The sequence below is a fragment of the Vandammella animalimorsus genome (assembly GCF_002288875.1).
Lineage (GTDB): Bacteria > Pseudomonadota > Gammaproteobacteria > Burkholderiales > Burkholderiaceae_C > Lampropedia > Lampropedia animalimorsus.
This window is the reverse complement of sequence record NZ_NTBH01000006.1, coordinates 1-24,086: the sequence shown is the minus strand read 5'-3', so window position 1 is coordinate 24,086 and position 24,086 is coordinate 1. Positions and strand designations below refer to the sequence as shown.

At 67.3% G+C, this 24,086-nt stretch carries 22 protein-coding genes and 1 tRNA gene; 11 read left to right on the top strand and 12 right to left on the bottom strand.

The genetic code is table 11. The features are described 5' to 3' along the window. Positions 1 to 101 precede the first annotated feature (101 nt). The gene (locus tag CLI93_RS09460; protein WP_095543699.1) at positions 102 to 1,730 is read right to left on the bottom strand and encodes an ABC transporter ATP-binding protein; all 1,629 of its coding nucleotides are present in this window, start codon (positions 1,728 to 1,730) and stop codon (positions 102 to 104) included. Between the two features lie 175 nt (positions 1,731 to 1,905). On the opposite strand from CLI93_RS09460, the gene CLI93_RS09455 reads away from it, so the two are divergent. Beyond that, the gene (locus CLI93_RS09455; RefSeq protein WP_095543700.1) at positions 1,906 to 2,490 is read left to right on the top strand and encodes a peroxidase-related enzyme; all 585 of its coding nucleotides are present in this window, start codon (positions 1,906 to 1,908) and stop codon (positions 2,488 to 2,490) included. 44 nt (positions 2,491 to 2,534) lie between these two features. Here the strand turns inward: CLI93_RS09455 and infA are convergent, their stop codons facing one another. Next, positions 2,535 to 2,783, bottom strand: coding sequence for a translation initiation factor IF-1 (gene infA / locus CLI93_RS09450; protein WP_095538502.1), 249 nt, complete (start codon positions 2,781 to 2,783; stop codon positions 2,535 to 2,537). 197 nt (positions 2,784 to 2,980) lie between these two features. Here infA and CLI93_RS09445 point away from each other — a divergent pair, with 197 nt between their 5' ends. From CLI93_RS09445 to CLI93_RS09430, 4 genes are all read left to right on the top strand, one after another. Then, complete coding sequence (locus tag CLI93_RS09445; protein WP_095543701.1) at positions 2,981 to 4,042, top strand: PhzF family phenazine biosynthesis protein; 1,062 nt, start codon at positions 2,981 to 2,983, stop codon at positions 4,040 to 4,042. Further along, positions 4,039 to 4,773, top strand: a complete 735-nt coding sequence (locus tag CLI93_RS09440) for a VOC family protein (RefSeq protein WP_275250734.1) — start codon at positions 4,039 to 4,041, stop codon at positions 4,771 to 4,773. The genes CLI93_RS09445 and CLI93_RS09440 overlap by 4 nt, the downstream gene beginning before the upstream one ends. A 106-nt stretch (positions 4,774 to 4,879) precedes the next feature. After that, positions 4,880 to 5,509, top strand: a complete 630-nt coding sequence (locus tag CLI93_RS09435) for a dienelactone hydrolase family protein (RefSeq protein WP_238945943.1) — start codon at positions 4,880 to 4,882, stop codon at positions 5,507 to 5,509. Beyond that, positions 5,506 to 6,480, top strand: a complete 975-nt coding sequence (locus CLI93_RS09430) for a threonine dehydratase (RefSeq protein WP_095543726.1) — start codon at positions 5,506 to 5,508, stop codon at positions 6,478 to 6,480. Before CLI93_RS09435 ends, CLI93_RS09430 begins: the two co-directional genes overlap by 4 nt. Positions 6,481 to 6,512: 32 nt before the next feature. Here the strand turns inward: CLI93_RS09430 and CLI93_RS09425 are convergent, their stop codons facing one another. The 10 genes from CLI93_RS09425 to CLI93_RS09380 form a co-directional block, all read right to left on the bottom strand. Continuing rightward, positions 6,513 to 7,064, bottom strand: a complete 552-nt coding sequence (locus CLI93_RS09425) for a vWA domain-containing protein (RefSeq protein ID WP_238945944.1) — start codon at positions 7,062 to 7,064, stop codon at positions 6,513 to 6,515. 110 nt (positions 7,065 to 7,174) lie between these two features. After that, positions 7,175 to 8,443 (bottom strand): ATP-binding protein, encoded by a 1,269-nt coding sequence (locus tag CLI93_RS09420; RefSeq protein ID WP_095995744.1) that lies wholly within the window; start codon positions 8,441 to 8,443, stop codon positions 7,175 to 7,177. Between the two features lies 1 nt (position 8,444). Beyond that, positions 8,445 to 12,413 carry a cobaltochelatase subunit CobN gene (gene cobN, locus CLI93_RS09415; RefSeq protein WP_095995743.1) on the bottom strand — a complete coding sequence of 1,323 codons (3,969 nt, stop codon included), beginning with the start codon at positions 12,411 to 12,413 and terminating at the stop codon, positions 8,445 to 8,447. A gap of 16 nt (positions 12,414 to 12,429) precedes the next feature. Continuing rightward, positions 12,430 to 13,551, bottom strand: coding sequence for a 3-deoxy-7-phosphoheptulonate synthase (locus tag CLI93_RS09410; protein ID WP_095543663.1), 1,122 nt, complete (start codon positions 13,549 to 13,551; stop codon positions 12,430 to 12,432). A gap of 91 nt (positions 13,552 to 13,642) precedes the next feature. Next, complete coding sequence (locus CLI93_RS09405) at positions 13,643 to 14,329, bottom strand: DUF2238 domain-containing protein (RefSeq protein ID WP_238945940.1); 687 nt, start codon at positions 14,327 to 14,329, stop codon at positions 13,643 to 13,645. 5 nt (positions 14,330 to 14,334) lie between these two features. Next, positions 14,335 to 15,387 (bottom strand): cobalamin biosynthesis protein CobW, encoded by a 1,053-nt coding sequence (cobW, locus tag CLI93_RS09400; RefSeq protein WP_095543661.1) that lies wholly within the window; start codon positions 15,385 to 15,387, stop codon positions 14,335 to 14,337. Between the two features lie 495 nt (positions 15,388 to 15,882). Continuing rightward, on the bottom strand, positions 15,883 to 16,185 hold the full coding sequence (locus CLI93_RS09395; RefSeq protein WP_095543660.1) for a helix-turn-helix domain-containing protein: 303 nt from the start codon (positions 16,183 to 16,185) through the stop codon (positions 15,883 to 15,885). Continuing rightward, on the bottom strand, positions 16,169 to 16,549 hold the full coding sequence (locus CLI93_RS09390; protein WP_095543659.1) for a type II toxin-antitoxin system RelE/ParE family toxin: 381 nt from the start codon (positions 16,547 to 16,549) through the stop codon (positions 16,169 to 16,171). The genes CLI93_RS09395 and CLI93_RS09390 overlap by 17 nt, the downstream gene beginning before the upstream one ends. A 416-nt stretch (positions 16,550 to 16,965) precedes the next feature. Beyond that, positions 16,966 to 17,041 (bottom strand) — tRNA-His (locus CLI93_RS09385). A 34-nt stretch (positions 17,042 to 17,075) separates the two neighbouring features. Continuing rightward, positions 17,076 to 18,995: a SurA N-terminal domain-containing protein gene (locus tag CLI93_RS09380; RefSeq protein WP_095543658.1), complete on the bottom strand. Its 1,920-nt coding sequence runs from the start codon at positions 18,993 to 18,995 to the stop codon at positions 17,076 to 17,078. A 305-nt stretch (positions 18,996 to 19,300) separates the two neighbouring features. Between CLI93_RS09380 and CLI93_RS09375 the strand changes: the two genes are divergently transcribed. From CLI93_RS09375 to CLI93_RS14895, 6 genes are all read left to right on the top strand, one after another. Then, positions 19,301 to 19,906 (top strand): GspH/FimT family pseudopilin, encoded by a 606-nt coding sequence (locus CLI93_RS09375; RefSeq protein WP_238945939.1) that lies wholly within the window; start codon positions 19,301 to 19,303, stop codon positions 19,904 to 19,906. Positions 19,907 to 20,043: 137 nt separating this feature from the next. Then, positions 20,044 to 20,850 carry a tRNA (guanosine(37)-N1)-methyltransferase TrmD gene (trmD, locus tag CLI93_RS09370; protein ID WP_095543665.1) on the top strand — a complete coding sequence of 269 codons (807 nt, stop codon included), beginning with the start codon at positions 20,044 to 20,046 and terminating at the stop codon, positions 20,848 to 20,850. A 168-nt stretch (positions 20,851 to 21,018) separates the two neighbouring features. Continuing rightward, positions 21,019 to 21,399 (top strand): 50S ribosomal protein L19, encoded by a 381-nt coding sequence (rplS, locus tag CLI93_RS09365; protein WP_095543657.1) that lies wholly within the window; start codon positions 21,019 to 21,021, stop codon positions 21,397 to 21,399. A 338-nt stretch (positions 21,400 to 21,737) separates the two neighbouring features. Then, complete coding sequence (locus CLI93_RS09360) at positions 21,738 to 22,397, top strand: CoA pyrophosphatase (protein ID WP_238945938.1); 660 nt, start codon at positions 21,738 to 21,740, stop codon at positions 22,395 to 22,397. Between the two features lie 82 nt (positions 22,398 to 22,479). Continuing rightward, on the top strand, positions 22,480 to 23,193 hold the full coding sequence (tsaB, locus tag CLI93_RS09355) for a tRNA (adenosine(37)-N6)-threonylcarbamoyltransferase complex dimerization subunit type 1 TsaB (RefSeq protein ID WP_095543656.1): 714 nt from the start codon (positions 22,480 to 22,482) through the stop codon (positions 23,191 to 23,193). A 332-nt stretch (positions 23,194 to 23,525) separates the two neighbouring features. Continuing rightward, positions 23,526 to 23,960: a hypothetical protein gene (locus CLI93_RS14895; RefSeq protein ID WP_143326480.1), complete on the top strand. Its 435-nt coding sequence runs from the start codon at positions 23,526 to 23,528 to the stop codon at positions 23,958 to 23,960. Positions 23,961 to 24,086: the final 126 nt, after the last annotated feature.

The following is a 24,086-nucleotide window of genomic DNA, read 5'->3' as shown; positions in this document are numbered from 1 at the left end:
GGGGCGAGAAAGAAAAGCGAAGAAAAGGGACCGATCAGCGATGGGTTGTCGTGTGCAAGCAGAGGGGGCATTTGCGTCATCTGTGCCGTCGGGCCACTGCGTCAGACCATCGTGGCGATCTCTTGCTGGGCATTGGGCTGTTCTTGCTGGCCGGTCGCCTGGCTTGGGGCGGAGGCCTCCCACAGGCCACTCATCCACAGGCCGATCAGCTCCACGCTGGCTTGGGCGCGCGGCAGCGAGGGCGAGAGTGTACCTTTGGCCATCACGTAGAGGCGGTCGCAGATTTCGAACAGCTCTTCGAGCTCCTCGCTGACCACCAGCACCGCGCAACCGGCCTCGGCCAGCGCCAGCAGCTGCGAGCGAATCTGCGCGGCTGCGCCCACGTCCACGCCCCAGGTCGGCTGCGCCAGCAGCAGGATGCGCGGCGCGGCGTCCATCTCGCGGCCGACGATGTACTTTTGCAGATTGCCGCCCGAGAGCGAGCGCGCCGCGGCGTGGCTGCCGGCGGCCTTGACGCCAAAGCCTTCGATCAGCGCGCTGGCCTTGGCGTGCAGGCGGCGCGGGCTGAGCCAGCCCAGCGGGCCGCGCTCCAGGCGCCGCGTGAGCAGCAGGTTTTGCGCCAGGCTCATGCTGGGCACCGTGGCTCGGCCCAGGCGCTCCTCGGGCACGAAGTGCAGACCGTGCTCGCGGCGGCGTTGCTGCACGCCGGCGCGGCCCGCGTCCTGGCCAAACAGCAGCACCTGGCCGGGCGCGGCGCGTGTATCTTCACCGCTGAGCGCTTGCAGCAACTCGTTCTGGCCGTTGCCGGAGATGCCGGCGATGCCCACGATTTCACCGGCCTGCAATTGCAGCTGCACGTCGTGCAAATCCACGCCGAAGCGGTGCGCCCTGGGCAGCTGCAGGCCGCGCACTTCCAGCACCGTGGCCCCTGGCCGGTGGTGGCGGCCCAGCAGGCGCGGCGGCTCGATGCCGATCATCAGCCGCGCCAGCGAGGCATCGCTTTGCTCCTTGGGGTTGACCACGCCGCGCACCTTGCCCTGGCGAATCACCGTGCAGACATCGCACAGTTCGCGGATTTCGTGCAGCTTGTGGCTGATGTAGAGAATGCTGCAGCCCGAATCGGCCAGACGCCGCAACACGCCAAACAGGCTGCGCACGGCCTGCGGCGTGAGCACGGAAGTCGGCTCGTCCAGGATCAGCAGCTTGGGCTTGGCCACCAGGCTGCGCAGGATTTCGATCTTCTGGCGCTCGCCCACGCTCAACGCATGCACCGGGCGGCTGGTGTCCAGATCCAGGCCAAACACCGTGGCGATTTCGTCCAGGTGCACATCCAGCATGTCGCGGCGCATCTGGCGCTCCTGGCCCAGCCAGATGTTCTCGGCCACGGTCAGCGACTCGAACAGATTGAAGTGCTGGAACACCATCGCCACGCCCAACTGGCGCGCGTGGTGCGGCGAGCGCATGCGCACCGGCTGGCCGTCGAAGTGGATGCTGCCCGCATCGGGCTGCACGGCGCCATAGATGATCTTCATCAGCGTGGACTTGCCCGCGCCGTTCTCGCCCAGAATGGCGTGGATCTGACCGCGCTCGACCGTCAGGTCAATGCCGTCGTTGGCCACCACGCCGGGATAGCGTTTGGTGATGCCCGCCAGTTGCAGGCGCGGCGCAGGCGGCAGGCTCAGTTGCGAGAGCTCGAGCGACTCGGCATCGGGCTGGGGCAGGTAGGACATGGGGCGGGCGCTTTAGGCGCTGTGGGCGTAGGGGCGGGCCAGCAGCAAACCGGCGGCATGGGGCCGACTGCGCGACAGGCCAATGGGCAAACGCTGCGTATTATCTTGGCGTTCGAGGCTTCCTGCTGTGCCAGGAAACAATTTTCAGAAGATTGAGCCAACAGGAGACACCCCCATGCGAGAGCGCTTCCCATTGATGGAACTGCACGACTTACCGGACGATATCCGCGAGCGCATCGTGCAGGTGCAGGAGAAAAGCGGCTTCATTCCCAACGTCTTTCTGGCCCTGGCGCGGCGTCCGGCCGAGTGGCGCGCCTTCTTTGCCTACCACGATGCGCTGATGCTGCGCGAGGGCGGCTCGCTGACCAAGGGCGAGCGCGAGATGATCGTCACCGCCACCAGCGCACTCAACCAATGCCTGTACTGCGTCGTGGCCCATGGCGCGCTGCTGCGCGTCTATGAGAAAAAGCCGCGCCTGGCCGATCAGGTGGCCATCAACTACCGCAAAGCCGACTTGCCGCCGCGCCAGCGCGCCATGCTGGACTTTGCCGTCAAGGTCAGCCAGCACTCAGCCCAGGTCGAGGATGCTGATTGCCAGGCGCTGCTGGCGCATGGCTTCGACGATGAGGACATCTGGGACATCATCGCCATCACGGCCTTCTTTGGCATGTCCAACCGCATTGCCAACGCCACGGGCCTGCTGCCCAACCCGGAGTTTTATCTGCTCGGGCGCATTCCCCGCCAGCCCAGGGCAGACTGAGGGCTTGGGCCGCCAAGCCTGGCGGCAGCTGGTGGCAATGGCGCTCAGCTCGACGAGGCCGGGCCGCCGCGGCCGGGCAGGTGGCGGAAGATGATGCGGCCCTTGCTCAGGTCGTAGGGCGACATCTCCAGCGTCACCTTGTCGCCCGCCAGAATGCGGATGTGGTGCTTGCGCATCTTGCCGCCGGTGTAGGCAATCAGCTCGTGGCCGTTGTCCAGCGTGACGCGAAAGCGCGAATCGGGCAGCACCTCGGTGACGGAGCCCTGCATCTCGATGAGTTCTTCTTTGGCCATAAAGACAATTCAAAAATGGGCGACCCAGGCAGGCCCTGGGCCGTATCCTGCGCCGCATGCCAGCCATGCCGGCTGGGGTGAAAAAACAAAAACCCGCGATTTTATCCCCCTTTCGCCCGCCACGTCCGCGCTGTGTGGGCCTGCGCGCCATTGGCGATAGACTGGCGCTTTTTCCTCACCCTTGCCGTTGCATTGCCATGCCCACTGCCGCCATTCACCGCTCCTTCGGTCGCCCCTTCGCCCAGATCGACGTCTTCACCGCCCAGCCCGGCTGGGGCAACCCCGTGGCCGTGGTGCTCGATGGCGCAGGCCTGACGGACGAGGCCATGCAGCGCTTTGCAAGCTGGACCAATCTGTCGGAAACCACCTTCGTGCTGCCGCCCACCGAGGCCGGGGCCGACTACCGCGTGCGCATCTTCACCCCGGCCGAGGAGCTGCCCTTTGCCGGCCACCCCACGCTGGGCACCTGCTTTGCCTGGCTGGCCGCCGGCGGCCAGCCCAAGGATCCGGCCTGCATCGTGCAGCAGTGCGCCAAAGGGCTGATCCCCATCCGCCGCGAGGCGCAACCCGGCGGCGGCGCCCGCCTGGCCTTTGCCGCACCGCCCATGCAGGCTACGGCGGTGGACGAGGCGCTGCTGGCCCAGGTGGCCCGCGCGCTGGGCCTGCCCGATACAACCGCCATCGGCCAGGCCCGCTGGCTGGACAATGGCCCGCGCTGGCTGGGCCTGTGGCTGGCCGATGCCGACGCCGTGCTGGCTTTGCAGCCCGACCACGCCGCGCTGGCCGCCCTGGGCGTGTACACCGGCGTGGCCGGGCCTTATCCGGCACAGTGGGCAGCGCAGTTGGCGGCCCAGACGGTGACCCAGGCGGCGGGGGAAGATGAGGCCGAAGAAGGCGCGCCGCTGATTGCCCGCGCCAGCCGCGAGGCACGCGCCTTCGCCGCCCCGGCCGCGCGCCTGGCACAGGCGGCGCAGGTTGCACAAGCCGCACAGCCTGCACAGGCTGAGGCCGAGCCGCTGATCGAAGTGCGCGCCTTCGTCTCCGTCATCGGCGTGCCCGAAGACCCGGTCACCGGCAGCCTCAACGCCAGCCTGGCGCAGTGGCTGATGGCCCAAGGCCAGCTGCCCGCCGCTTACGTGGCCGCGCAAGGCAGTCGCATGGGCCGCGCCGGGCGTGTGCACGTGGCGCGCGATGCGCAAGGCCAGGTCTGGGTGGGCGGCGACTGCGTGGCCGTGGTGCAGGGCGAGGTGCAGCTGTGAGCGCCGCTGGCGAGACCGCAGCGGCAACGACAGCCGCCGCGCAGGCCCGGCTCGACCACCTGGTGGTCATGGCCGACACGCTGGAGCAGGGCGCGGCCTGGTGCCAGGCCACGCTGGGCATCGCGCCCGGCCCTGGCGGCGCGCACCCGCTGTTTGGCACGCACAACCGCCTGCTGCCCATCGCCACGCAGGCCGGGCCATTTGCCCAGGCCTATCTGGAAATCATCGCCATCGACCCGGCCGCCAGCCCCGCCGCCGGGCCCGATGGCCGCGCGCGCCGGCGCTGGTTCGACATGGACGAGGCCGCGCTGCGCGCCCAGGTGCGCGCGCAAGGCCCGCGCCTGATCCACTGGGTGGCGCGCGTGCCCGACCTGGCCCACGCCTGCGCCGCCCTGGCCGCGCAAGGCATCGAGCGCGGCGACATCCTGCCAGCCAGCCGCCAGACGCCGCGCGGCCTGCTGCAATGGCAGATCGCCGTGCGCCCCGATGGCCAGCGCCTGTTCGATGGCTGCCTGCCCACCCTCATCCAATGGGGCCAGGCGCACCCGAGCGAGGCCCTGCCCGACAGCGGCTTGGCGCTGCACAGCCTGCACTTGCAGCACCCCCAGGCCGAGGCGCTGCGCGCCGCACTCAAGGCCCTGGGCCTGAGCGGGCAGCTGCAGCTGAGCGCCGGCCCAGCGCGCTTGAGCGCGCAACTGCACACGCCGCGCGGCCTGGTGACTGTGGCGTGACGGCGTTGAAAACCTGTTCAAAATCCGTTCCCGCCCGCACCAAGATCGTGAACAGGTTCCAAGAACCAGTTGGCGCCCTGGATGGGCAAGACAACCCCTGAAGACCATGCCCCAACGCCTGCTCATCGCCGCCGATATCCACGGCCTGCATGCGCCCTTGCGCGCCTGGCTCTCGCCCTTGCTGACCCTGGCGCACAGCGTGCAGCTGCTCTCGCCCTGGCCGGGCGATGGCGAGAGGCCGCCCCACGCCAGCGAGGCAGAAGCCGTGGCCGCCTTTCATGCGCACCAGGGCTTGCCCCGCTATGCGCAGCGCATCGCGCAGGCCATGGGCGATGCGCCGGTGTTTCTCGTGGCCTTCAGCGTTGGCGCGGCCAGCGCCTGGCATGCCCTGGCTGGCCCGGCCTGCCACCCGCACAGCCGGGCCGTGCTGTACTACGGCTCGCGCATTCGCGATGCCCTCACGCTCACGCCGCGCTGCCCGGTGCAGCTGGTGTTTGCCGAGCACGAAGCGGGCTTTGAGCCCCAGGCCATTGCCCCGGCGCTGGCCGCCAGCGGCGCGCACTGCGCCATCTTGCCGGGTACGCGACACGGCTTCATGAACCCGCTCTCGCCCCACTTCCAGCCTGTGCTGGCCCAGGCCCAGCGGGCCTGGCTCTGCCAGAGCCTGCGCCGCCATGGCCAGGGCCTGCCGCTCGATCCACTGCCATCAACCCCCCATTGCCCACCTACGCCATGAACCATGCCCTTGCCGCCTTGCCCAGCCTGGCCGCCATCGAAGCGGCCGCGCGCACCGTTTACCGTGAATTCCCGCCCACGCCGCAATACCGCTGGGCGCTGCTGTCCGAGCGCCTGGGCGCCGAATGCTGGCTCAAGCACGAGAACCACACGCCCGTGGGCGCGTTCAAGATCCGTGGCGGGCTGGCCTACTTCCAACAATTGAAGGACGCGGGCGCTCTGCCGAGCGCCGTCATCAGCGCCACGCGCGGCAACCACGGCCAAAGCATCGGCTGGGCTGCGCGCGCCCACGGCGTGGCCTGCACCATCGTCGTGCCGCGCGGCAATTCGGTGGAAAAGAACGCCGCCATGCGCGCGCTGGGCGTGGAGCTGATCGAGCACGGCGATGACTTCACCGAGAGCGCTGAACATGCCCAGCAACTGGCCGCCGAGCGCGGCGCGCACATGGTGCCCAGCTACCATCCGGCGCTGGTGGCCGGCGTGGCCAGCTACTGGCTGGAGTTTTTGCGCGCCGTGCCGCAACTGCAAGTGGCCTACGTGCCCATTGGCATGGGCAGCGGCGCGTGCGCGGCCATCGCCGCCAAACAGGCGCTGGGCCATGGCGTGCGCATTGTCGGCGTGGTCAGCCGGCACGCCACCACCTATGCCGACTCACTGGCCGCCGGCCACGTGGTGCCCGCGCCGGCCACCACGCGCCTGGCCGACGGCATGGCCGTGCGCCGCGCCCACCCCGATGCGCTGGCCGTGCTGCAAGCCGGGCTGGACCATCTGGTGCAAGTCAGTGACGACGAAGTGGCCGCCGCCATGCGCGCCCTGCATGCCGACACCCACAACCTGGCCGAAGGCGCGGGGGCGGCCGCGCTGGCCGCCGCCTTGCAGGAGCGCGCCTCGCTGCAAGGCCAGTGCGTGGGCCTGGCGCTGACCGGCGCCAACGTGGACGCGGCGGTGCTGGCGCAGGTGCTGGCCGCTTGATCCCTTGAGCGGCTTGCGCTTGGCGGCCTGCCTCAAGCCCCAGGCAGCAACTGGTAATGCGCCTGCCATTGCTCGGCCAGGGTGCGCATGCGGCCCAGGCGGATGCGGGCGCGTTCGCAGTCGATCAGCACCAGCTGCTGGGCGTGGGTCGGGCGCTGGGGCAGCCTCTGGCTGCGGCCGTCGCTGAGCAGCCAGAGGCTGTGGCCTGCAGGGCCGTTGCGGCCGGCGTGGCGGTGCAGCAGCTGGTCGGCCTGGGCCACGGCCTGGGCCAGCGGCGTGCCGCCGCCGCCGGGGATGGGGGCGATCCATTCCTGGCTCCAGGCGGGCGGGCGTTGCGGCGGCAGGCGCAGCTGCACGCCCTGGCCGCCAAAGCACAGCAGGGCGATGTGCTGGCGCTGCTGGTAGGCCTGTTGCGTCAGCGCCAGCAGCAGGCCTTTGGCCTGCGCCAGCGCGCCGCTGCGCAGCATGGAGGCTGAGCAGTCCAGCACGATGCAGTGCAGCTGGGGCGGCTGGCTCAGCACGCTCTGGCGGCGCAGGTGCTGGGGCTGCAGCTCGGCACTGCCGCGCGCGATGAGCGTGCGCACCCAATCCCAGGGGCCGGCTGCGGCGTTGCCGCTGGCCGCGGTGGCCTGGGTGGCCAGGCTGGGCGCTGGCGTGGGCGGCCTTGCGCCGGCAGGCCGGCGCGGCGCAAGGCCTAGGCTTTTTTTGCCGCAGTGAGCGGCTGGCCAGGCGCGCCTGCGCGCTGGTGCAGGGGCAGGGCATTCAGGTCCAGCGCTTGGCCAGGGCCCAGCGGCTGCAGGCCGGCGGGCTCGGGCGGCAGCGCGCCCCAGTCGGCCTCGCTGGCGCGGCGCTGGGCGCTGCCGGTGTCGCTGCTTTCGTTGTCATGGGCATTGGGGCTGCCGGCATGGTGGCTGTGCCCGCTGTGCGGCTGGTTTGGGCCTCGATGCGGTGCGTTGCTGCTGTGTGCGGGTACGCCTTCTGGCGCGGCAGCCTGCGGTGTGCTTTGAGCCTGGGGGGCGGGCTGGGGCGTGGCGCTGTCTGCCTGGGCGGCTTGGTGGGCGCTGGCGGGGCGGCGGCGGTGCGCCAGCACCAGCTCAGCCACCTGATCGACGTGCTGCGTGCCGATGTGCGCCGCGCCTTCCCAGGCAGCCAGCGCGCGCGCGGCGCGCAGCAGCACCATGTCGGCGCGCAGGCTGTGCACCTGGGCGGCCAGGCAGTGCTCGGCGGCGGCGGCGTGCACGGCATCGCTCCAGGGCAGGGCGTCGGCGCTGTGCAGGCGCTGGCGCGCAGCCTGCAGCTGTGCGGCCAGGGCCTGCTGGGCCGCAGCGTGCCGGGCGCGAAAGCCGATGGGGTCGGCGTCGAAGGCCAGCCGCGCCTTGACGATGCGCTGGCGCTGCGCGGCATCGTGCAGGCCGCCCAGCCGCACGCACAGGCCCAGGCGGTCAAGCAGCTGCGGGCGCAGTGCGCCTTCTTCGGGGTTCATGGTGCCGATGAGCACGAAGCGCGCGGCGTGGCTGTGGGAGATGCCGTCGCGCTCGACGCGGTGCACGCCGCTGGCGGCGGCGTCGAGCAGCACGTCCACCAGCGCATCGGGCAGCAGGTTGATTTCGTCCACGTAGAGCACGCCGCCGTGCGCGCGCGCCAGCAGGCCGGGGGCGAATTGCACGCTGTGGCCGGCCAGGGCGCGGCCCAGGTCCAGCGAGCCGGCCAGGTGCTCCAGGCTGGCGCCCAGCGGCAGGGTGACGAAGGGCGCGCCCGGCTCGAGCAGCTCGGCCAGGCCGCGCGCGGCGGTGCTCTTGGCCGTGCCGCTGGGGCCTTCGATGAGCACGCCGCCGATGGCCGGGTCGATGGCCGCCAGCAGCAGCGCCTGCTGCAGCAAGGGCTGGCCCTGCAGCGCGGCGAAGGGGTAGAGCGGCGGCAGCGCGGCGCTGGCCTCTGGTGGCGGGGCGGGGCTGTGGGGCATGTCAGTGCTCCAGCTGGTCTTCGAGTTCGAGCAGGTGCTGCTGCACCAGCTCCTGGTAGGGGCCGGGCTGGCGCCACAGGCCGCGTTGCATGGCTTCGAGCAGGCGCTCGAGCAGATCGCGCAGTGCGGCGCTGTTGTGCTCGGCCAGGAATTGGCGCACGGCGGCATCGCCGGCGTAGGCATCGGTCAGCAGCGCCCAGTGGTGGTCGCTGACGGCATCGGTGGTGGCGGCAAAGCCGAACAAATAGTCCACGGTGGCGGCGATGTCGAAAGCGCCCTTGTAGCCGTGGCGCATGGCGCCGGCAATCCACTTGGGGTTGGTGGCGCGCGCGCGCACGACGCGGCCGATTTCTTCTTTGAGGCTGCGCACGCGCGCCTGCTGCGGCTGGCCCAGGTCGCCGTGGTAGAGCGCCGGCTGGCGGCCGCTGAGCAGGCGCGCGGCGCTGGCCATGCCGCCCTGGAATTCGGCGTAGTCGCTGGCGCTGAGCAGGTCGCTTTCGTGCTGGTCCTGGTTGTGCAGCACGATGTTCAGCTGCGCCAGGCGGCGGCGCAGCGCGTCGTGCGCGGGCAGGCCGTCGGCATGTTGGCCGTAGGCGTAGGCGCTGGCCTGCAGATAGGCCTGGGCCAGTTGGGCCTGGTCTTGCCATTGGCCGCTGTGCAGCAGCTCGCCCAGGCCGCTGCCGTAGCGCCCGGCGGCACTGCCGAAGACGCGCCAGCCGGCCTGGGCGCGGGCCTGCTGCGCGCCCAGGCCCTGGGCCTGCAGCGCGGCGCTTTCGCGCAGGATGCGGGCGCGGATGGGGTTCTGCGCCTCGTCCTCGCCGTCCAGCGCGGCCACGGCCTGCACGGCGGCGTCGAACATTTGCACGACGTTGGCAAAGGCGTCGCGGAAGAAGCCGGAGATGCGCAGCGTCACGTCCACGCGCGGGCGGCCCAGGCCGACTTGCGGTACGACCTCGAAATCGACCACGCGCTGGCTGCCTTCGGCCCAGCGCGGGCGTACGCCGATCAGCGCGAAGGCCTGGGCGATGTCGTCGCCGCCGCTGCGCATGGTGGCCGTGCCCCAGACGGACAGGCCCAGCGCCTGCGGGTAGTCGCCGTGCTCTTGCAGGTAGCGCTCGATCAGGCGCTGCGCGGCCTGCTGGCCCAGCGCCCAGGCGGTGCGCGTGGGGATGGCGCGGGTGTCCAGCGTGTAGAAGTTGCGCCCGCTGGGCAGCACGTCGGGCCGCCCGCGTGAGGGCGCGCCACTGGGCCCAGGCGGCACGAAGCGGCCTTGCAGGCCGTCGCACAGGCTTTGCAGCTCGCGCGGGCCGCAGGCGTCCAGCGCCGGGGCCAGCTGCGTGCGCAGCCGCGCCAGCACGGCCTGCGTTTGCGGCCAGTGGGGCAGGGCCTGGCGCAGCGCCTGCCAGTGCTGTGCGTCGTGGTTGGCATCGTGGCGGGCGTCCTCACTGGCATGGCCAGCGGCGTCGCAGCCTATGGGCGCATCGCCCAGCGCCAGTTGCAGCACCTGCTGGGCCAGCAGGTGCAGGCGCTCGCGCGTGTCGCCGTGGTGGCGCCAGGGGGCGGCGCTCTGGGCCTGCAGCAGCGCTGGGCGCGGGCCGTGCCAGGCGGCGGTGCTGGGCCAATGCGCGGGCTCGGGCGGCAGGGGCTGGGCCGCGGCCTGCGCTGGGTGCTGGAGCAGCTGCAGGTCGGCGGCCAGGGCCTGGGGCAGGCTGGGCTGCTCGGGTGTGCCTTGGCGCAGCAGCGCCAGCAGCAGCTCGCTGCGCTGCGCGCCTTGCGGGCTGTGGCCGAAGGTGTGCAGGCCGTCGCGGATTTGGGTTTCCTTGAGCTCGCACAGGTAGGCGTCGATGCGTTCGAGCACGGCATCGTCCTGGCCAGCGGCCAGGGCCTGGCCCAAATCCAGCTCCTCGGCCAGTTGCTGCTGGCGCACGGTCTGCAGGATCTGTTGGCGCAGCGCCTTGGCGCGGCGCGCATCGACCAGCAGGGCGTCGTAGTACTCGTCGATGAGTTGCTCCAGCGCCTGCATTGGGCCGTGGCTGCCGGCCTGCGTCAGCGGCGGCGTGAGGTGGCCGATGAGCACGGCCTGGCTGCGGCGCTTGGCCTGCGCGCCTTCGCCGGGGTTGTTGACGATGAAGGGGTACAGGTGCGGCAGCGGCCCGAGGATGGCGTCGGGCCAACAGTGCGCGCCCAGCGCCAGGCTTTTGCCGGGCAGCCATTCGAGGTTGCCGTGCGTGCCCACGTGCACCACGGCGTCGATGGCGAATACGTCGCGCAGCCAGAAGTAGAACGCCAGGTAGTGGTGCGGCGGCACGAGCTCGGCGTCGTGGTAGCCGGCCCAGTCCTGCATGGCCTGGCCGGGCTGCGCCGGCAGGTGCGCGCGCGCGGGCTGGATGCCGATGAAGACGCGGCCCAGGCGCAGCCCGGCGATCATGAAGCGGCCCTGGCGCAGCATGGGGTCGGCCTCGGGCGGGCCCCAGCGCGCGTCGATGGCGGCGGCCATGCCCGCTGGCAGGCGCGCCAGGCGCTGGCGGTAATCGGCCAGGGCGTAGCTTTGCAGCGCCGGGCGCTGCGGCCATTGCGCCGGGTCGTTGGCAATGCCTTGCAGCAGCAGCTGCATGAGTTGCGCGCCGTCGCGCGGCAATTGCTCGCTCGCGCCCAGCGCATGGCCCTGGGCGCGCAGCGCGTCGAGGATGGCCAGCACGGAGGCGGGCGTGTCCAGCCCGATGCCGCTGCCGATGCGGCCTTCGCTGCCGGGGTAGTTGGCCAGCACCAGGGCGATGTTTTTCTCGGCCGCAGGCAGCTGGCGCAGGCGGCACCAGCGCGCGGCCAGCTCGGCGGTGAAGGCGATGCGCTCGGGCTCGGGCTGGTAGCCGACTACGTCGGTCTGCGTCAGCGCGCAGCGGCGCAGCAGGCCCTTGAAGCTGATGGGCCGGCCGATGATGCGCCCGTCCAGCTCGGGCAGCACGATTTGCATGGCGATGTCACGCGGGCGCAGGCCCTGGCCGTCACCTTGCCAGTCCTCGCGGTTGCTGCCGCTGATGAGCACCTGCAGCACAGGCGCGTCGCCGGCCAGCGGGGTGAAGGTCTCTGGCCCGCTGGCGGGCTGGGCTGCGCCGGCCTGGCCGGGGTTGAGCGCGGCAAAGGCGGTGGTGTTGAGCACCAGCTGCACCTGGTGCTGCAGGCACAGGCTGCGCAGGGCCTGCAGGCACAGCGGATCCTTGAGCGAGTCCAGCGCCAGCGCCAGCGGGTTCAGGCCCTGCTCCAGCAAGGCCAGCGCCAGGGCGTCGAAGGGCCGGGTGTTGCCCGCCAGCAGGTGGGCGCGGTAGAACAGCAGCGCCACCACGGGCGCGCCGCTCCGCCAGTGGCGCTGCCAGTCGTCGATGCCGGCCACGGCGTGGGCCGGGCCCAGCTCGGCGGGCAGGTGGATGGCCAGCTGCGGCAGCGGCCGTGGTGGCGGCGCGGCCTGGCCGTGGCCCAGGCCGGCGTGCGCAGCGGCGCGCAGAAAGCCCGCGGCATTGGCCGCGCCGCCAAAGCGCAGGTATTGCCACAGTTGCTGGCAGGTGGCCGCCGGCAGGGTGCTGCGCGCCAGCAGGGCCGGGTCTTGCTGCAGATCGCCGGAGAACATGGCCAGCGCCAGGCCGCGCTGGCGCGCCAGCGCGCTGATTTGCCCGATGCCGTAGGGCCAGGTGGATTCGGAGCCGAGGTGATCGACGACGATCAGGCGCGCGTGCTGCAGCACTTCGTCCAGGTACAGATCCAGCGAGGCGTTCTGGCGCAGGTGCAGCAGGTTGGCCAGGCGCAATGAGGGAAATTGCGCATCCTGCGCGGCCAGCTGGGCGTAGGCATCGGCCAGCAGCGCCAGCGTGGTGTCGGCGCTGCTGAGCACGACCATGTCCGCCGGGCTTTGCTCCAGGCGGGTGACGATGCCCTCGTCTTCGGCGAAGCCGCCGGGGCGGGCGCTGAGCAGGTGCATGGGCGCGCCGTGCCTCTCAGGCCGCGCTGCCGGCTGGGGCGGCGCTGGCGCTGGCGCTGCGCTGCGCTGCGCGCGCCTGGCGCAGCGTGTGCGCGCTTTGGCGCAGCAGGGCCTCGGTGGTGGGCCAGTCGATGCAGCCGTCGGTGATGGACTGGCCATAGGTCAGCTTTGACGGGTCATCGCCCAGCGGCTGGCTGCCGCCTTGCAGGTGGCTTTCGAGCATCAGGCCGATGATGGATTGGTTGCCGTGGGCGATTTGCTCGATGACGTTCTGGAACACCAGTGGCTGGCGCTGCGGATCCTTGCTGGAGTTGGCGTGTGAGCAATCAACCACCAGGCTGGGGGTGAGGCCGCGCGCGCGCAGCGCCTGCTCGCACAGCGCGATGCTGACGCTGTCGTAATTGGGGCCGCGGTGGCCGCCGCGCAGCACCACGTGGCCGTAGGGGTTGCCGGTGCTGCGCGTGATGGCCGTCATGCCGCTGGCGTCGATGCCCAGGAAGCTGTGCGGGCGCGAGGCGCTTTCGATGGCGTTGATGGCCACCTCCAGCGAGCCGTCGGTGCCGTTCTTGAAACCCACGGCGGTGGACAGGCCCGAGGACATTTCACGGTGCGTCTGGCTCTCGGTGGTGCGCGCGCCGATGGCCGTCCAGCTCACCAGATCGCCGATGTACTGCGGCGAGATCGGATCCAGCGCCTCGGTGCCTACCGGCAGGCCCAGCGCGTTGATGTCCAGCAGCAGCTGGCGCGCGATGTGCAGGCCTTTTTCAATGTCGAAGGAGCCGTTGAGGTCCGGGTCGTTGATCAGGCCCTTCCAGCCCACGCTGGTGCGCGGCTTTTCGAAGTACACGCGCATGACGATGCAGAACACGTCCTGCAGCTCATCGGCCAGGGCTTTGAGGCGCCGGGCGTAATCCAGCGCGGCGGCCGGGTCGTGGATGGAGCAGGGGCCCACGACCAGCAGCACGCGTGGCTCGCGGCGCTCGAGAATGGCCTCGACGCTGTGGCGGCCCTGGGTCACGGTGGCGCGCGCGGCCTCGTTCAAGGGGTGGGCGGCCAGCAGCTCCTTGGGGCTGAGCAGGCGCGTTTGCGCGCCGATGTGGCGGTTGTTCAGGGGTGGGGTGGTGGCAGCGGTGGGCATGGCTTGCTGATGGGGTGGGGCCACGGGCAGGGCAAATCAAAAGGATGGGTGGCGGAGCAAAGCGCCGGGCCTGTCAGCCGGGCAGGGGGCATCAGCTCGGCGGCAGGCGGCGATCCGGGCGCACCAGCAGAAACAGGCCCAGCGCCGTGAGCGCGCCCAGGGTGTCGGCCAGGATGTCTTTTTGCGCGTCCCAGACATCGCCTTGCGAGCCGAGGAATTCGATGCCGGCATCGCCGCCTTCGATCACGGCGTATTGCCACTCGATGATTTCGTAGGCGGCGGCCACGCTCATGATGAAGAACAGCGCAAAGAAGCAGGCCAGCACCGGCCCGCACAGGCGGCGGCGCAGCAGCCATTCGGCCATGGGGTAGCTGTAGAAGCCGATGATGAAGTGCGCCAGGCGGTCGAAGTGGTTGCGCCCCTCGCCCAACAGCGGTGCCAGCAGGCGGTTGCCCCATTCAAAGGGCACGTTGGCAAAGGTGTAGTGCGCGCCCACCAGGTGCATGGCCATCCACAGGCTCATGAGGAAGTAGGCCAGGTTGCTGAAGCGAAACCAGCGCTGGCCGATCACCAGCGCCGCCAGTACGGCCAGCACCGGCAGGGCCTCGGCGTACCAGACGGCGCGCGAGGCTGGCGCGATGGCCGACCAGCAGGCCAGCAGGCCCAGCGCCACGGCCAGCAGCGGTGCAAAGGCCTGGTCCAGCGCGCTGCGCGGCTGCGGCGCGGCCTGCATGGCGCTGGCAGGCGGGCGTGGTGTGGACGGATGTGGCGTGGGCATGGCCCTCACAGCCCCAGCAGGCCAAGCAGCTCGGCGCGCAGCTGCGCGGCATCGAGCTGCTGGCCAATGAACACCAGGCGCGTGCTGCGCGCCTGCCCGGCGGGCCAGGGGCGATCGAAGTGGGCGTCAAAGCGCTTGCCCACGCCTTGCACCAGCAGGCGCATGGGCTTGCCGGGCACGGCCACGAAGCCCTTGATGCGCAAGATGGCGTGGCGCTGCACCAGCTCGGCCAGCGCGGCCAGCAAGGGCTCGCGCTCCAGCTCGGGCAGCTCCAATTGCAGGGCATCGAACTCGTCGTGGTCGTGGTCCTCGTCGTGGTCGTGGTGGCTGGGGCGCGCGTCGATGTGCGCCTCGGCGGCCTTGCCCAGGCCCAGCAGCACCTGCAGCGGTAGCTGGCCTTGGCGGGCGTGCACGATCTTCACCTCGGCGGGCACTTCGGCGCGCACCAGCGCCTCGACGGCGGCCACCTCGGCTGCGGCGCTCAGGTCGGTCTTGTTGAGCACCACCAGATCGGCCGCGCCGAGCTGGTCTTCGAAGAGTTCGTGCAGCGGCGATTCGTGGTCCAGATTCGGATCGGCCTGGCGCTGGGCATCGACGGCGCCAGGGTTGGCGGCGAACTGGCCGGCCGCCGCAGCCGGGGTGTCCACCACGGTGACCACGGCATCGACGGTGAAGGCATTGGCGATTTCCGGCCACTGGAAGGCCTGCACCAAGGGCTTGGGCAGCGCCAGGCCACTGGTTTCGATCAGCACGGCGTCGATGTCCTGACGGCGCGCGGCCAGCTGCTGCATCACCGGGAAGAACTCCTCCTGCACCGTGCAGCACATGCAGCCATTGGCCAGTTCGTAGAGCTGGCCTTCGCGCTCGTTGCCAGCCTCGTCACAGCCGATGCCGCAGCCCTTGAGGATGTCGCCATCGATGCCCAGCTCGCCAAACTCGTTGACGATTACGGCAATGCGCTGGCCGTTGGCGTTGTCCAGAATGTGGCGCAGCAGCGTGGTCTTGCCGCTGCCGAGAAAGCCAGTGACGATGGTGGCGGGAATTTTGGCGGTGTGCATGCGTGTGAAAGACTTCAATGTTCAAGAGCAGTGGTGGCGTGCGGCCCCTTGGCAGTCCTTGGGCGACAGAGGCCCGAACATTGGCTGCGCGCCTGCCTGGGCAGGGCGTGGCTGTAGCACAGGTCGCCATCTGGCCAGAGCGGCGCAAAAGGCTTGAGGCAAGCGCGCTGCATGCCCACTGCACTGCTTGGGGCGGGCTTGAGCGCCGCCGATTATAGAGAGCGCAGTGGGCCCCATGCGTCTGCCGGCCGCCAGTGGCGATGGCCGACGATCGCCGGCGGCTGGGCACTGGCCGGCGCGTTGTCGATCAGGGTTGCAGGGTGTGCGTGTACCGCTCGACAGCACGATATGGGTGCAACAAAGAATTGCTTGGGGATGGGCTGCAAGGCGCGAAACGCTGGCGAGCCGGGCGGCACGGTGGGGGCTTGCAATGCCGCAGATCGCTCAAATCCGTGATTGCCTGCCGTGCATTTGAGCAAAGGCTTGCAGCAGCCATCAGACAAGGGCTTGCAAGCCCTTGTCCGCAATGATGTTCAGCAACTTGAGTGCCGGGCCGCTGGGCTGAGTTTGGCCTTGCTCCCACTTGCGCACGGTGGATGCGGAGGTGTGCAGGTGAAGCGCAAAGACCGGCTGGCTGAACTTCAGGTCTTCGCGCAGGCGCTTGATGTCAGCCGCGCTGAACTCTCGCACGGGCGGCGGGCAGATGGCGTCGAACTCGCGCATCGTCACCTTGCTGATCGAACCGGCCTCGACAAGTGCCGCCAGATCGGCGCGCAGGGATTCAATGATCTTGCTCACAGTGCACCTCCAATAAAACACCGGACTTCAACGCCTTGGACAGGCCCTGGCCGGACAACTCCAGAAACACCTTGCCAGCAAATTGCAGCGCCTTCTTCTCATCGTGCGTGATGTTTGTTTTGTCGCTCTTGGAAAACCCCAGCAGGAACACATAGCGCTGCCCCAGCTTGGCCGACAACAGCGTGCGGTAGCCGCCGCTCTTGCCACTACCAGGGCGGGCCAGCCGTTTTTTGTAGAGCAAGCCGCCCAAGTCTGCGTCGATCAGGCCGTCCTCCATTTCCTTGACTGCCTTGCACAGGGCAGCGTCGGACAATTTCTCCCCTGCCTGCCATCGCGCAAAGTCTTTTCGCTTGAGGATGTCCATGGTGATGAGGGTCTGTCATCAAAATTCTCGCGCAGCGCTCATCCTGCCTGAGACGAGCGCTATTGGCCGTGATTTGGGCGATAGAGCTCGAAGAAAGGTCTGCATGAATCGCTGCGCCGTGTGCATCTGCGAATCCGGGCGGTTTGCATCTTGCGATCCCGTGCCGACGGCCTGCGGCGCGCGCTGGGTGCGCTGGATTCGTGTGGGCAAGTTCGAAAATATACCCAAAACGGGTATACCCATCAAGGCATTGGTCAAAGGACATAAAGCGCTGGGCCTGCGATGGACTCGCATCGGCGATTGACAACTCTGCTGCATGGGCTTGTGGCGCTCAGCCTGCGAAATGAATGGCTCACGAGTGCAATTCATGGCCAAACAAAAAACCCCTGTTGCCGAAGCAACAGGGGTTTGCTGTTTGGGGTGGCTGATGGGACTCGAACCCACGACAACCAGGATCACAACCTGGGACTCTACCAACTGAGCTACAGCCACCAAATGAAAAATGAGATTATAGGGGAAATTTTTCTCAGTTTGGCCGTGGGACGCGAATTTGCACGTCGTAGGCTTGCTTGAGCACTTCGTAGTAGGCCTCGACCTCGGCATTGCTCAGGCTTTGCGCCACTTGCAGGCGCATGCCTTCGAGCATGGTGTCGCGTGCGTCGGCGGGTTGGCTTGCGTCGAGTAGGGGGGCGATTTCCTTGATGCGGGCCAGCAGGTAGCCGCCTTCTGCCTGTTCAAAGCCCTTCAGGCTGGGCAGTTCAGCCTGGGGCACGGCCAGGATTTGTTCGACATCGGCCGGGCTCAGGCCTTGCAGGTGTTGACGCGAGACGGTCAGGTCTTGTGCAGTGTCGATACTGTTGGCGTCGGCGTGCCAGCGCGCCAACGCGGCCTCGCCAGCCTGGCGTGCGAGCTTGGCCGATTCGCGCTCGACATACAAGCGTTGTACCTGATCGCGCACCTGCTCGAAGGGCTGGACTTGCGCCTCATGCACTTTGGTCACGCGGGCCGTGACCATCTTGTTGTTGCCGATGTCGATGACTTCGATGTTCTCGCGCGCTTGCTTGGCCTGCTGGGCAAACAGAGCGTTGAGCACGGTGGGCGCCTGCAGGGCGGCAGGGTTTTTCTCATCCGGGCTCTGAGCGATGTTCTGTGCGGTTTCGATGCGCAGGCCCAGCTCATCGACGATGGGCTGCAGGCTGTCGGGCTGCTCGTGAGCCAGATTGCGCAGCTGATCGGTGCGCTCAATGTAGCGATTGCGCGCCAGATTGTTCTTCACGTCCTTTTCCAGGCGCTCGCGCACTTCTTCGAAGCTGGGGATGATGGCGGGCTTGACATCAGTGAGTTGAATGATGTGAAAACCATATTCCGTGGCGATCACGTCGCTGATGGCGTCCTTGTCCAGGCCGAAGACTGCGGCATCGAAATCGGCCACCATGGCGCCGCGCGCAAAAAAGCCCAGGTCGCCGCCCTTGTCCTTGGAGCCTGGGTCGTCGGACTGCTCCTTGGCGATGGCCTCGAAGCGGCTGGGATCCTGGCGCAGCTGCGCCAGGGCCGCATCGGCCTTGGCGCGCGCCTGTTCGCGCTGCTCGCTGGACATGCTGCTGTCGGTGGCAAAAAGAATATGGCGGGCGCGGCGTTGCTCTTGCGACTGGGCGTAGGCAGGCTTGTTGTTTTCGTAATAGCTGCGCAGTTCTTCATCGGCCACGTCGATGCCTGCCATGAGGCTGTCCAAATCCAGCACGACGTACTCCACGTCCAGCAGCTCCGGGCGCTGGAACTGCGCCGAGTGGCTGTCGTAGTAAGCCTTCAGGGCTGCATCATCAACGGGCACCTGGGCGCTGAAGTCGCCAGGGCTGAAGCGCTTGATGCCGACCACGCGGCGCTGGAACACGGCGTCAACGGCGGGCTGGGCTTGGCGCGGGGTCAGGATGGCGGAGTTTTGCACCACGCCTAGCACCTGCTGCAGGGCCAGTTGCTGGCGCACGCTGGCCTCGTACATTTCCGGCGTCATGCCGTGGCGGCGCAGCAGGTCGCGGTAGGCGTTGGTGTCCAGGCGGCCGTCGCTGCCGCGCAGCTGCATGATTTCGGGCTGGTTTTGCAACTCGCGCGCCAGTTGCGCATCGCTGATCGTGTAGTGGCGGTCGGCGGCGGCGGCGGCGAAGACTTCATCGCGCACCAGGTTTTCCAGCACCAGGTAGCGCTGCATGGGGGAGTCGAGCATCTCGGCAGGCAGGCCAGGGTTCTCGACGCGCATCCGATCGGCGTATTGCCGGTGGGCGAAGTCCCAATCGCTTTGGGTGATGTCCTTGCCAGCAACGCGCGCTACAACGGGGCTTCTGTTACCCAGCATGGAGGCATCGATGCCCACCAGAACGAATGCGAAAAACACCAGTGGGAAAAACACGATCATGACCACTTTGAGGTGCTTGCGAATGAATTCAAACATGCTTGTCCAATGAGGTGTCTGTCTAAAGTCTAAATAGACTTGGCTGAGAGGCGCCAAGAGTTGCAGGGCTGCGCGAAAGAATATAGGCAGCCCCCCTGCGGGCCAAGGGTTGGCAAGGTAAACCGCGCATTCTATAGGAGCAAGACACAGCCAGCCTCAGCGCGCCTGGCAGACCAGCTTGCAGGCTGAAACCGGGCCAGGGCAAGGGCGTGAAGCGCTCGCGCGTGGCGCAGCAGCGGCCGCTTGTCCGCATGCGCCCGCCGCTGGTCAGGGGCGAGGGGGCTTGGGCGCAGGGGATGCCTAGCATGTTCGGCACCATGACACATGCTGCACTTTTCCTCTCTGCAGCCCATTCGGCCCGTTGGGCGAATGCCCGCCGGTTGGAGCAGCCCGGCTTCACCATGGTGGAGCTGATGGTCGTGATGCTGCTGTTGGCCATTTTGGCAGCGCTGGCCGTGCCCAGTTTCAAGCCTCTCATTGAGAGCTGGCGCGTCAGACAGGTGGTGGACAGCATGCTGTCTACCATTTATCTGGCGCGATCTGAAGCGTACAAGCATGGTGGTCGGATCGTTGTGCAGAAGTTGCCCAATCGGGATGGCTGCAATCTGGCCTCAGGCAATGCGCAGTGGGGGTGTGGCTGGCAGATGTTTCTTGATGGCAATGAAAACAGAGTCAGGGACGATGGTGAGCAAATCCTGCGCACGGTCACCACGCCAGGCGCAACCCAGGTGCTGGTTTCAGGCAGTGTCAACGGCGCTTTGAGCTTCGATCGCTGGGGGCAAGTGGGTGGGCTGGGGGCCTTGGGGGTTTCAGTGTTTCCTGGCTCGGCCACAGCCAGCTCGGCGGCGACTCGCCGTATTTGTGTTAGCGCCGGTGGGCGCATCAGAACCGTGCAGGGCAACACTTGCTGAAGTACAACCTGCAAGAAACCATAAGCCACAGGCAATAGGGGCCGATCGCTTGCACTGTCGGCGTTCTTGCCCAAGCGCAGAAGCCTGCTCTCCTGATGCAGAATGGCGTGTTGCCCACTCGAACCTGCCAAGCTGCCGTGCGCTTTGACCTGATCACTTTATTTCCGGAGCTGATAGCCCCTTATCTTGAGCATGGCGTGAACCGGCGCGCCACGCAGCAGGCGGGGGTGCAGGTGCAGTTTTGGAATCCGCGTGACTTTTCCGACGGCGGCTATCGGCGCATCGACGATCGGCCCTTTGGGGGCGGGCCTGGCATGGTCATGCTGGCCGAGCCGCTGGCGCGCTGTATGGATGCCATCCGCCAGGCGCGCGGCGAGCCGCAGGGGCCGTCACAGGGGCTGGGGGCTGTGGATTCGGTCGCGCTGGCCCAGCGCGCGCCATTGGTTTTCTTCACCCCCGCAGGGCGGCCATTGCGCCATGCTGTGGTGGCCGAGTTTGCCGCCAGTGTCCATGGTGCGGTGCTGTTGTGCGGGCGTTATGAAGGGGTTGATCAGCGTTTTGTCGATGCCTATGTCGATGCCCAGCTCAGTCTGGGAGACTTTGTGCTCTCTGGCGGAGAAGTGGCCGCAGCGGCATTTCTGGACGCTGTGCTGCGCTTGCAGCCAGAGGTGCTCAATGATGCCCAAAGCCATGTGCAGGATAGCTTCCACCCTGAGATCGATGGCCTGCTGGACTGCCCACACTACACGCGGCCAGTAACTTGGCGCGACCAAACCGTGCCGGATGTGCTGCTCAGTGGTGATCACGCGCGCGTCGCCCGCTGGCGGCGCCAGCAAAGCCTGCTGCTCAGCGCCCGCTTGCGTCCGGATCTGTTGGCCAAGGCCCGCCGTGAAGGCCGGTTGAGCCAAGGCGACGAGCAGTGCTTGCAGGCTGGCGATGAGTGAGGGGCTGCGCGTGCAAGATCGGCCTGAATTCCAGATGCTATAATCGCCCGTTTTTGATCCTCTGCCTGGCTGCTTATCACAGGCCACTGATGCGCATGCTGCAGGCGCAGCGGCGAGCAGCAGCCCCATTCATCAACATCAAGCCAGGCATGATCGAGAAGGACTGAGATGAACCTGATCCAAACGCTGGAAGCCGAAGAAATTGCGCGGCTGAACAAGCAAATCCCTGATTTTTCCCCTGGTGACACCGTGGTTGTCAGCGTCAATGTGGTGGAAGGCAACCGCAAGCGCGTGCAGGCTTATGAAGGTGTGGTCATTGCCAAGCGCAACCGTGGCCTGAACAGCAGCTTCACTGTGCGCAAAATCTCCAGTGGCGAGGGCGTTGAGCGTACTTTCCAAACGTACAGCCCATTGATCGCCAGCATCCAGGTCAAGCGTCGCGGCGATGTGCGCCGTGCCAAGCTGTACTATCTGCGCGAGCGTAGCGGCAAGTCTGCACGCATCAAGGAAAAGCTGCCTTCGCGCGTCAAGACCAGCGAAGCGGCATAACTGCCCCGCGCGTGTTGAAACAGCAGCTTTTGAGCTGCTGTTTTCACTTGTAGGCGCCCCATTTGCTGTATGCCTGTGCACACTGTCTCGATGCGAACTGCCGCCTGCCCCTGTTGCGAGGGGCCGGCGGCAGTTTTTTTCCATGATGGCCGTGCAGGCGCGGGCATGATCGCCCGTGCCCGCATGGGCCCATGCCAAAGGCCAAAGGCGCGCGCATGAGCTCCAAAAAGACCTCGGCGCCTGCCGCCGCCTCTCACGCAGCAGCAGGCCAGGCCGCCTCAGCTGCCTCGGCCCCTTCAGGGCGCATTCAGCTGCCTAAAGGATTCAGGCCGCAGGACGTGCCAGTTCTGGCCGTGGATCACACACTGCCCAAGGTGCCCGATGCCGCGCAGACCATCGCCGCCATGCGCGAGCGCTTCGAGCGCCAGCCCGTCTGGGTGCCCGAGTGGGTTCGGGAGTCGCCCCTGCTGGGCGACACTGAGCGCACACCGATCCAGGCGGCGGTGCTGATCCCCATCGTGGCGCGCGCCGAGCCCACCGTGCTGCTGACGCGGCGCTCGGCGCAGCTCAAGACCCATTCAGGGCAGATCGCATTTCCCGGCGGGCGCATCGACCCCCAGGATGCGGACGCCGTGGCTGCAGCCCTGCGCGAGGCTCAGGAGGAAGTGGCCTTGTCAGCGCAATGGGTTGAGGTGATTGGGCAGCTGCCCGCTTACGTCACGGGGACGGGCTTTCATGTTGTGCCGGTTGTTGGTGTCATCGCGCCAGATTTGCCGCTGCGGGCCAATCCGCATGAAGTCGATGAGATTTTCGAAGTGCCTTTGCGCTTCGTGCTCGATCCGGCCAACCACCGCCACCACGCCTATACGCTGGGCCAGGTGCAGCGCAAGTGGCTGTCCATGCCCTACATGGCGCAGGGGCGCGAGTATTTCATCTGGGGCGTGACGGCCAGCATCCTGCGCAATTTCTACCGCTTCATGCAGGCGCCCTGGCACTGACACTTACCCAAGCGGTGCATCCGGCAAAAAAGCAGCAGGGGCTGCCGATATACTGCCGCGCCCACTCCCAACAGGAATCTGCATGAACCTGCTTGCCTTCGACACCAGTACCGACATGCTGTCCATCGCCGTGCAAGCGGGCGATCAAATCTGGCAAGTGCAGCAGGCAGGGGGGGCGCAGTCCTCCAAGGCGCTGCTGCCCCAGGTGCTGGAGTTGTTGCGCCAGGCCGGGCTGGCTCTGGCGCAGCTCGATGCCATCGTGTACGGCTGTGGCCCAGGCGCCTTCACCGGCCTGCGCACCAGTTGCGCGGCCGCCCAGGGCTTGGCCTGGGGCAGTGGCGTGCCGACCTTGCCGGTGGATTCTCTGCTGGCGATTGCTGAACAGGCCCGGTGCGAGCATGGCGCCGAGCGTGTCATGGCGGTGCTCGACGCGCGCATGCAAGAGGTCTATGCGGCGCCTTATCGCTGGCATGCCGCGGGGCTGGAGCAGGGCGGCGCGGGGCATTGGCAGCGCGAGGCCGACATCCTGGTCTTGCCCCCCCAAGAGCTGCAATTGCCGACCGGTTACGTGCTGGCCGGTAATGCCCAAACCGCTTACCCCGAAGCCTTTGCACACCATGCGCTGCCACATCACCAGGCCCGCCCCACGGCGCAGGCGATGCTGCGTCTGGCCCCCGCGCTGATGGCCCGCAATGGCCTGCAAACGGCCATGGAGGTCGCGCCGCTGTACATCCGAAACAAGGTGGCGCAAACAACGCAGGAGCGCTTGCTGGCACGCCAGCGCGAGCCATCCTGATCAGTGTGCGCCTTGGCTTGCGCCCAGATCGCGGCCAGTCGATGGCTGTTGCCTGCGCATTATTGAGAATTGGGCTGCAATAATTACGAAATATTGACGTTTTGGATTATTCAAATTGAATATGTTTTGTTGATTTATTGATTCCTGAATCTTCCTGCTGTAGAAGAAGTTTTAAAATTTTGTCTCATTTCGATTTTTGACCATTGGTTGACATTAATTTTTGTATTTTGCATCGTCCATTACAATTGGTCGCACTAAAATCCGCCCCAAGCAAATAAAGAGACGAGCCCATATCGTGCAGGCCGTCAAATTCAGCTGAGGAGGACTCATTCATGAAAAACGCAGCAACAAGGCATGGCAATGCCGTGCGTCTGGTGGGGCTGAAGCGGATGGTGCCTTTGTTGGCGGCAGGGGTTGCACTGGCAGGCTGCCTGGGCGAGGAGATTCCAAAGTGCGATGCCCCATCGGCATTGCAGCGGGTAGAAGGAATGCTCAATGAGACCTTTGCGCAAAATGCTTTTGGCAAGGAGCTGCAGGCCGGCGTGCGTTATGAGCTGCGTCAGGTTCGACAAATAGAGCACCATTCCAGCGGCCGTTACACTTGCCAGGCTCTTGTGACCATGCATGGGAAAGAGTCGCAAAAGGCCTACGAGGCCGACATTTTCTACACCATCTTGGCGCGCGGCACTGGCTTTGAAGTCAGCGTGAATGGACTGGATGCCGTGGTGCTGGGCGCTGCCCGAGCCAAGGGGCAAGGCATACTGTAGGGAACCTCTAAAAACCGGGCAATTCCTGGACTTCCAGCCCCAACACTTCACGATCTGAAAAAAACCGGATCAAGAAGCCCTTTTTTAGAGCGCGTTTGAGCCCATTTCCCTCCTTTTCCTCACGCA

What these genes read in the sequence shown, in the direction of transcription:
- infA (WP_095538502.1), bottom strand. Translation starts at nt 2,783, where the DNA reads ATGGCCAAAGAAGAACTCATCGAGATGCAGGGCTCCGTCACCGAGGTG.
- CLI93_RS09380 (WP_095543658.1), bottom strand. Translation starts at nt 18,995, where the DNA reads ATGTTTGAATTCATTCGCAAGCACCTCAAAGTGGTCATGATCGTGTTT.
- CLI93_RS09405 (WP_238945940.1), bottom strand. Translation starts at nt 14,329, where the DNA reads ATGCCCACGCCACATCCGTCCACACCACGCCCGCCTGCCAGCGCCATG.
- CLI93_RS09455 (WP_095543700.1), top strand. Translation starts at nt 1,906, where the DNA reads ATGCGAGAGCGCTTCCCATTGATGGAACTGCACGACTTACCGGACGAT.
- CLI93_RS09410 (WP_095543663.1), bottom strand. Translation starts at nt 13,551, where the DNA reads ATGCCCACCGCTGCCACCACCCCACCCCTGAACAACCGCCACATCGGC.
- rplS (WP_095543657.1), top strand. Translation starts at nt 21,019, where the DNA reads ATGAACCTGATCCAAACGCTGGAAGCCGAAGAAATTGCGCGGCTGAAC.
- CLI93_RS09445 (WP_095543701.1), top strand. Translation starts at nt 2,981, where the DNA reads ATGCCCACTGCCGCCATTCACCGCTCCTTCGGTCGCCCCTTCGCCCAG.
- CLI93_RS09430 (WP_095543726.1), top strand. Translation starts at nt 5,506, where the DNA reads ATGAACCATGCCCTTGCCGCCTTGCCCAGCCTGGCCGCCATCGAAGCG.
- CLI93_RS09420 (WP_095995744.1), bottom strand. Translation starts at nt 8,443, where the DNA reads ATGCCCCACAGCCCCGCCCCGCCACCAGAGGCCAGCGCCGCGCTGCCG.
- cobW (WP_095543661.1), bottom strand. Translation starts at nt 15,387, where the DNA reads ATGCACACCGCCAAAATTCCCGCCACCATCGTCACTGGCTTTCTCGGC.
- tsaB (WP_095543656.1), top strand. Translation starts at nt 22,480, where the DNA reads ATGAACCTGCTTGCCTTCGACACCAGTACCGACATGCTGTCCATCGCC.
- CLI93_RS09460 (WP_095543699.1), bottom strand. Translation starts at nt 1,730, where the DNA reads ATGTCCTACCTGCCCCAGCCCGATGCCGAGTCGCTCGAGCTCTCGCAA.
- CLI93_RS09435 (WP_238945943.1), top strand. Translation starts at nt 4,880, where the DNA reads ATGCCCCAACGCCTGCTCATCGCCGCCGATATCCACGGCCTGCATGCG.
- CLI93_RS09375 (WP_238945939.1), top strand. Translation starts at nt 19,301, where the DNA reads ATGTTCGGCACCATGACACATGCTGCACTTTTCCTCTCTGCAGCCCAT.
- cobN (WP_095995743.1), bottom strand. Translation starts at nt 12,413, where the DNA reads ATGCACCTGCTCAGCGCCCGCCCCGGCGGCTTCGCCGAAGACGAGGGC.
- CLI93_RS09390 (WP_095543659.1), bottom strand. Translation starts at nt 16,549, where the DNA reads ATGGACATCCTCAAGCGAAAAGACTTTGCGCGATGGCAGGCAGGGGAG.
- CLI93_RS14895 (WP_143326480.1), top strand. Translation starts at nt 23,526, where the DNA reads ATGAAAAACGCAGCAACAAGGCATGGCAATGCCGTGCGTCTGGTGGGG.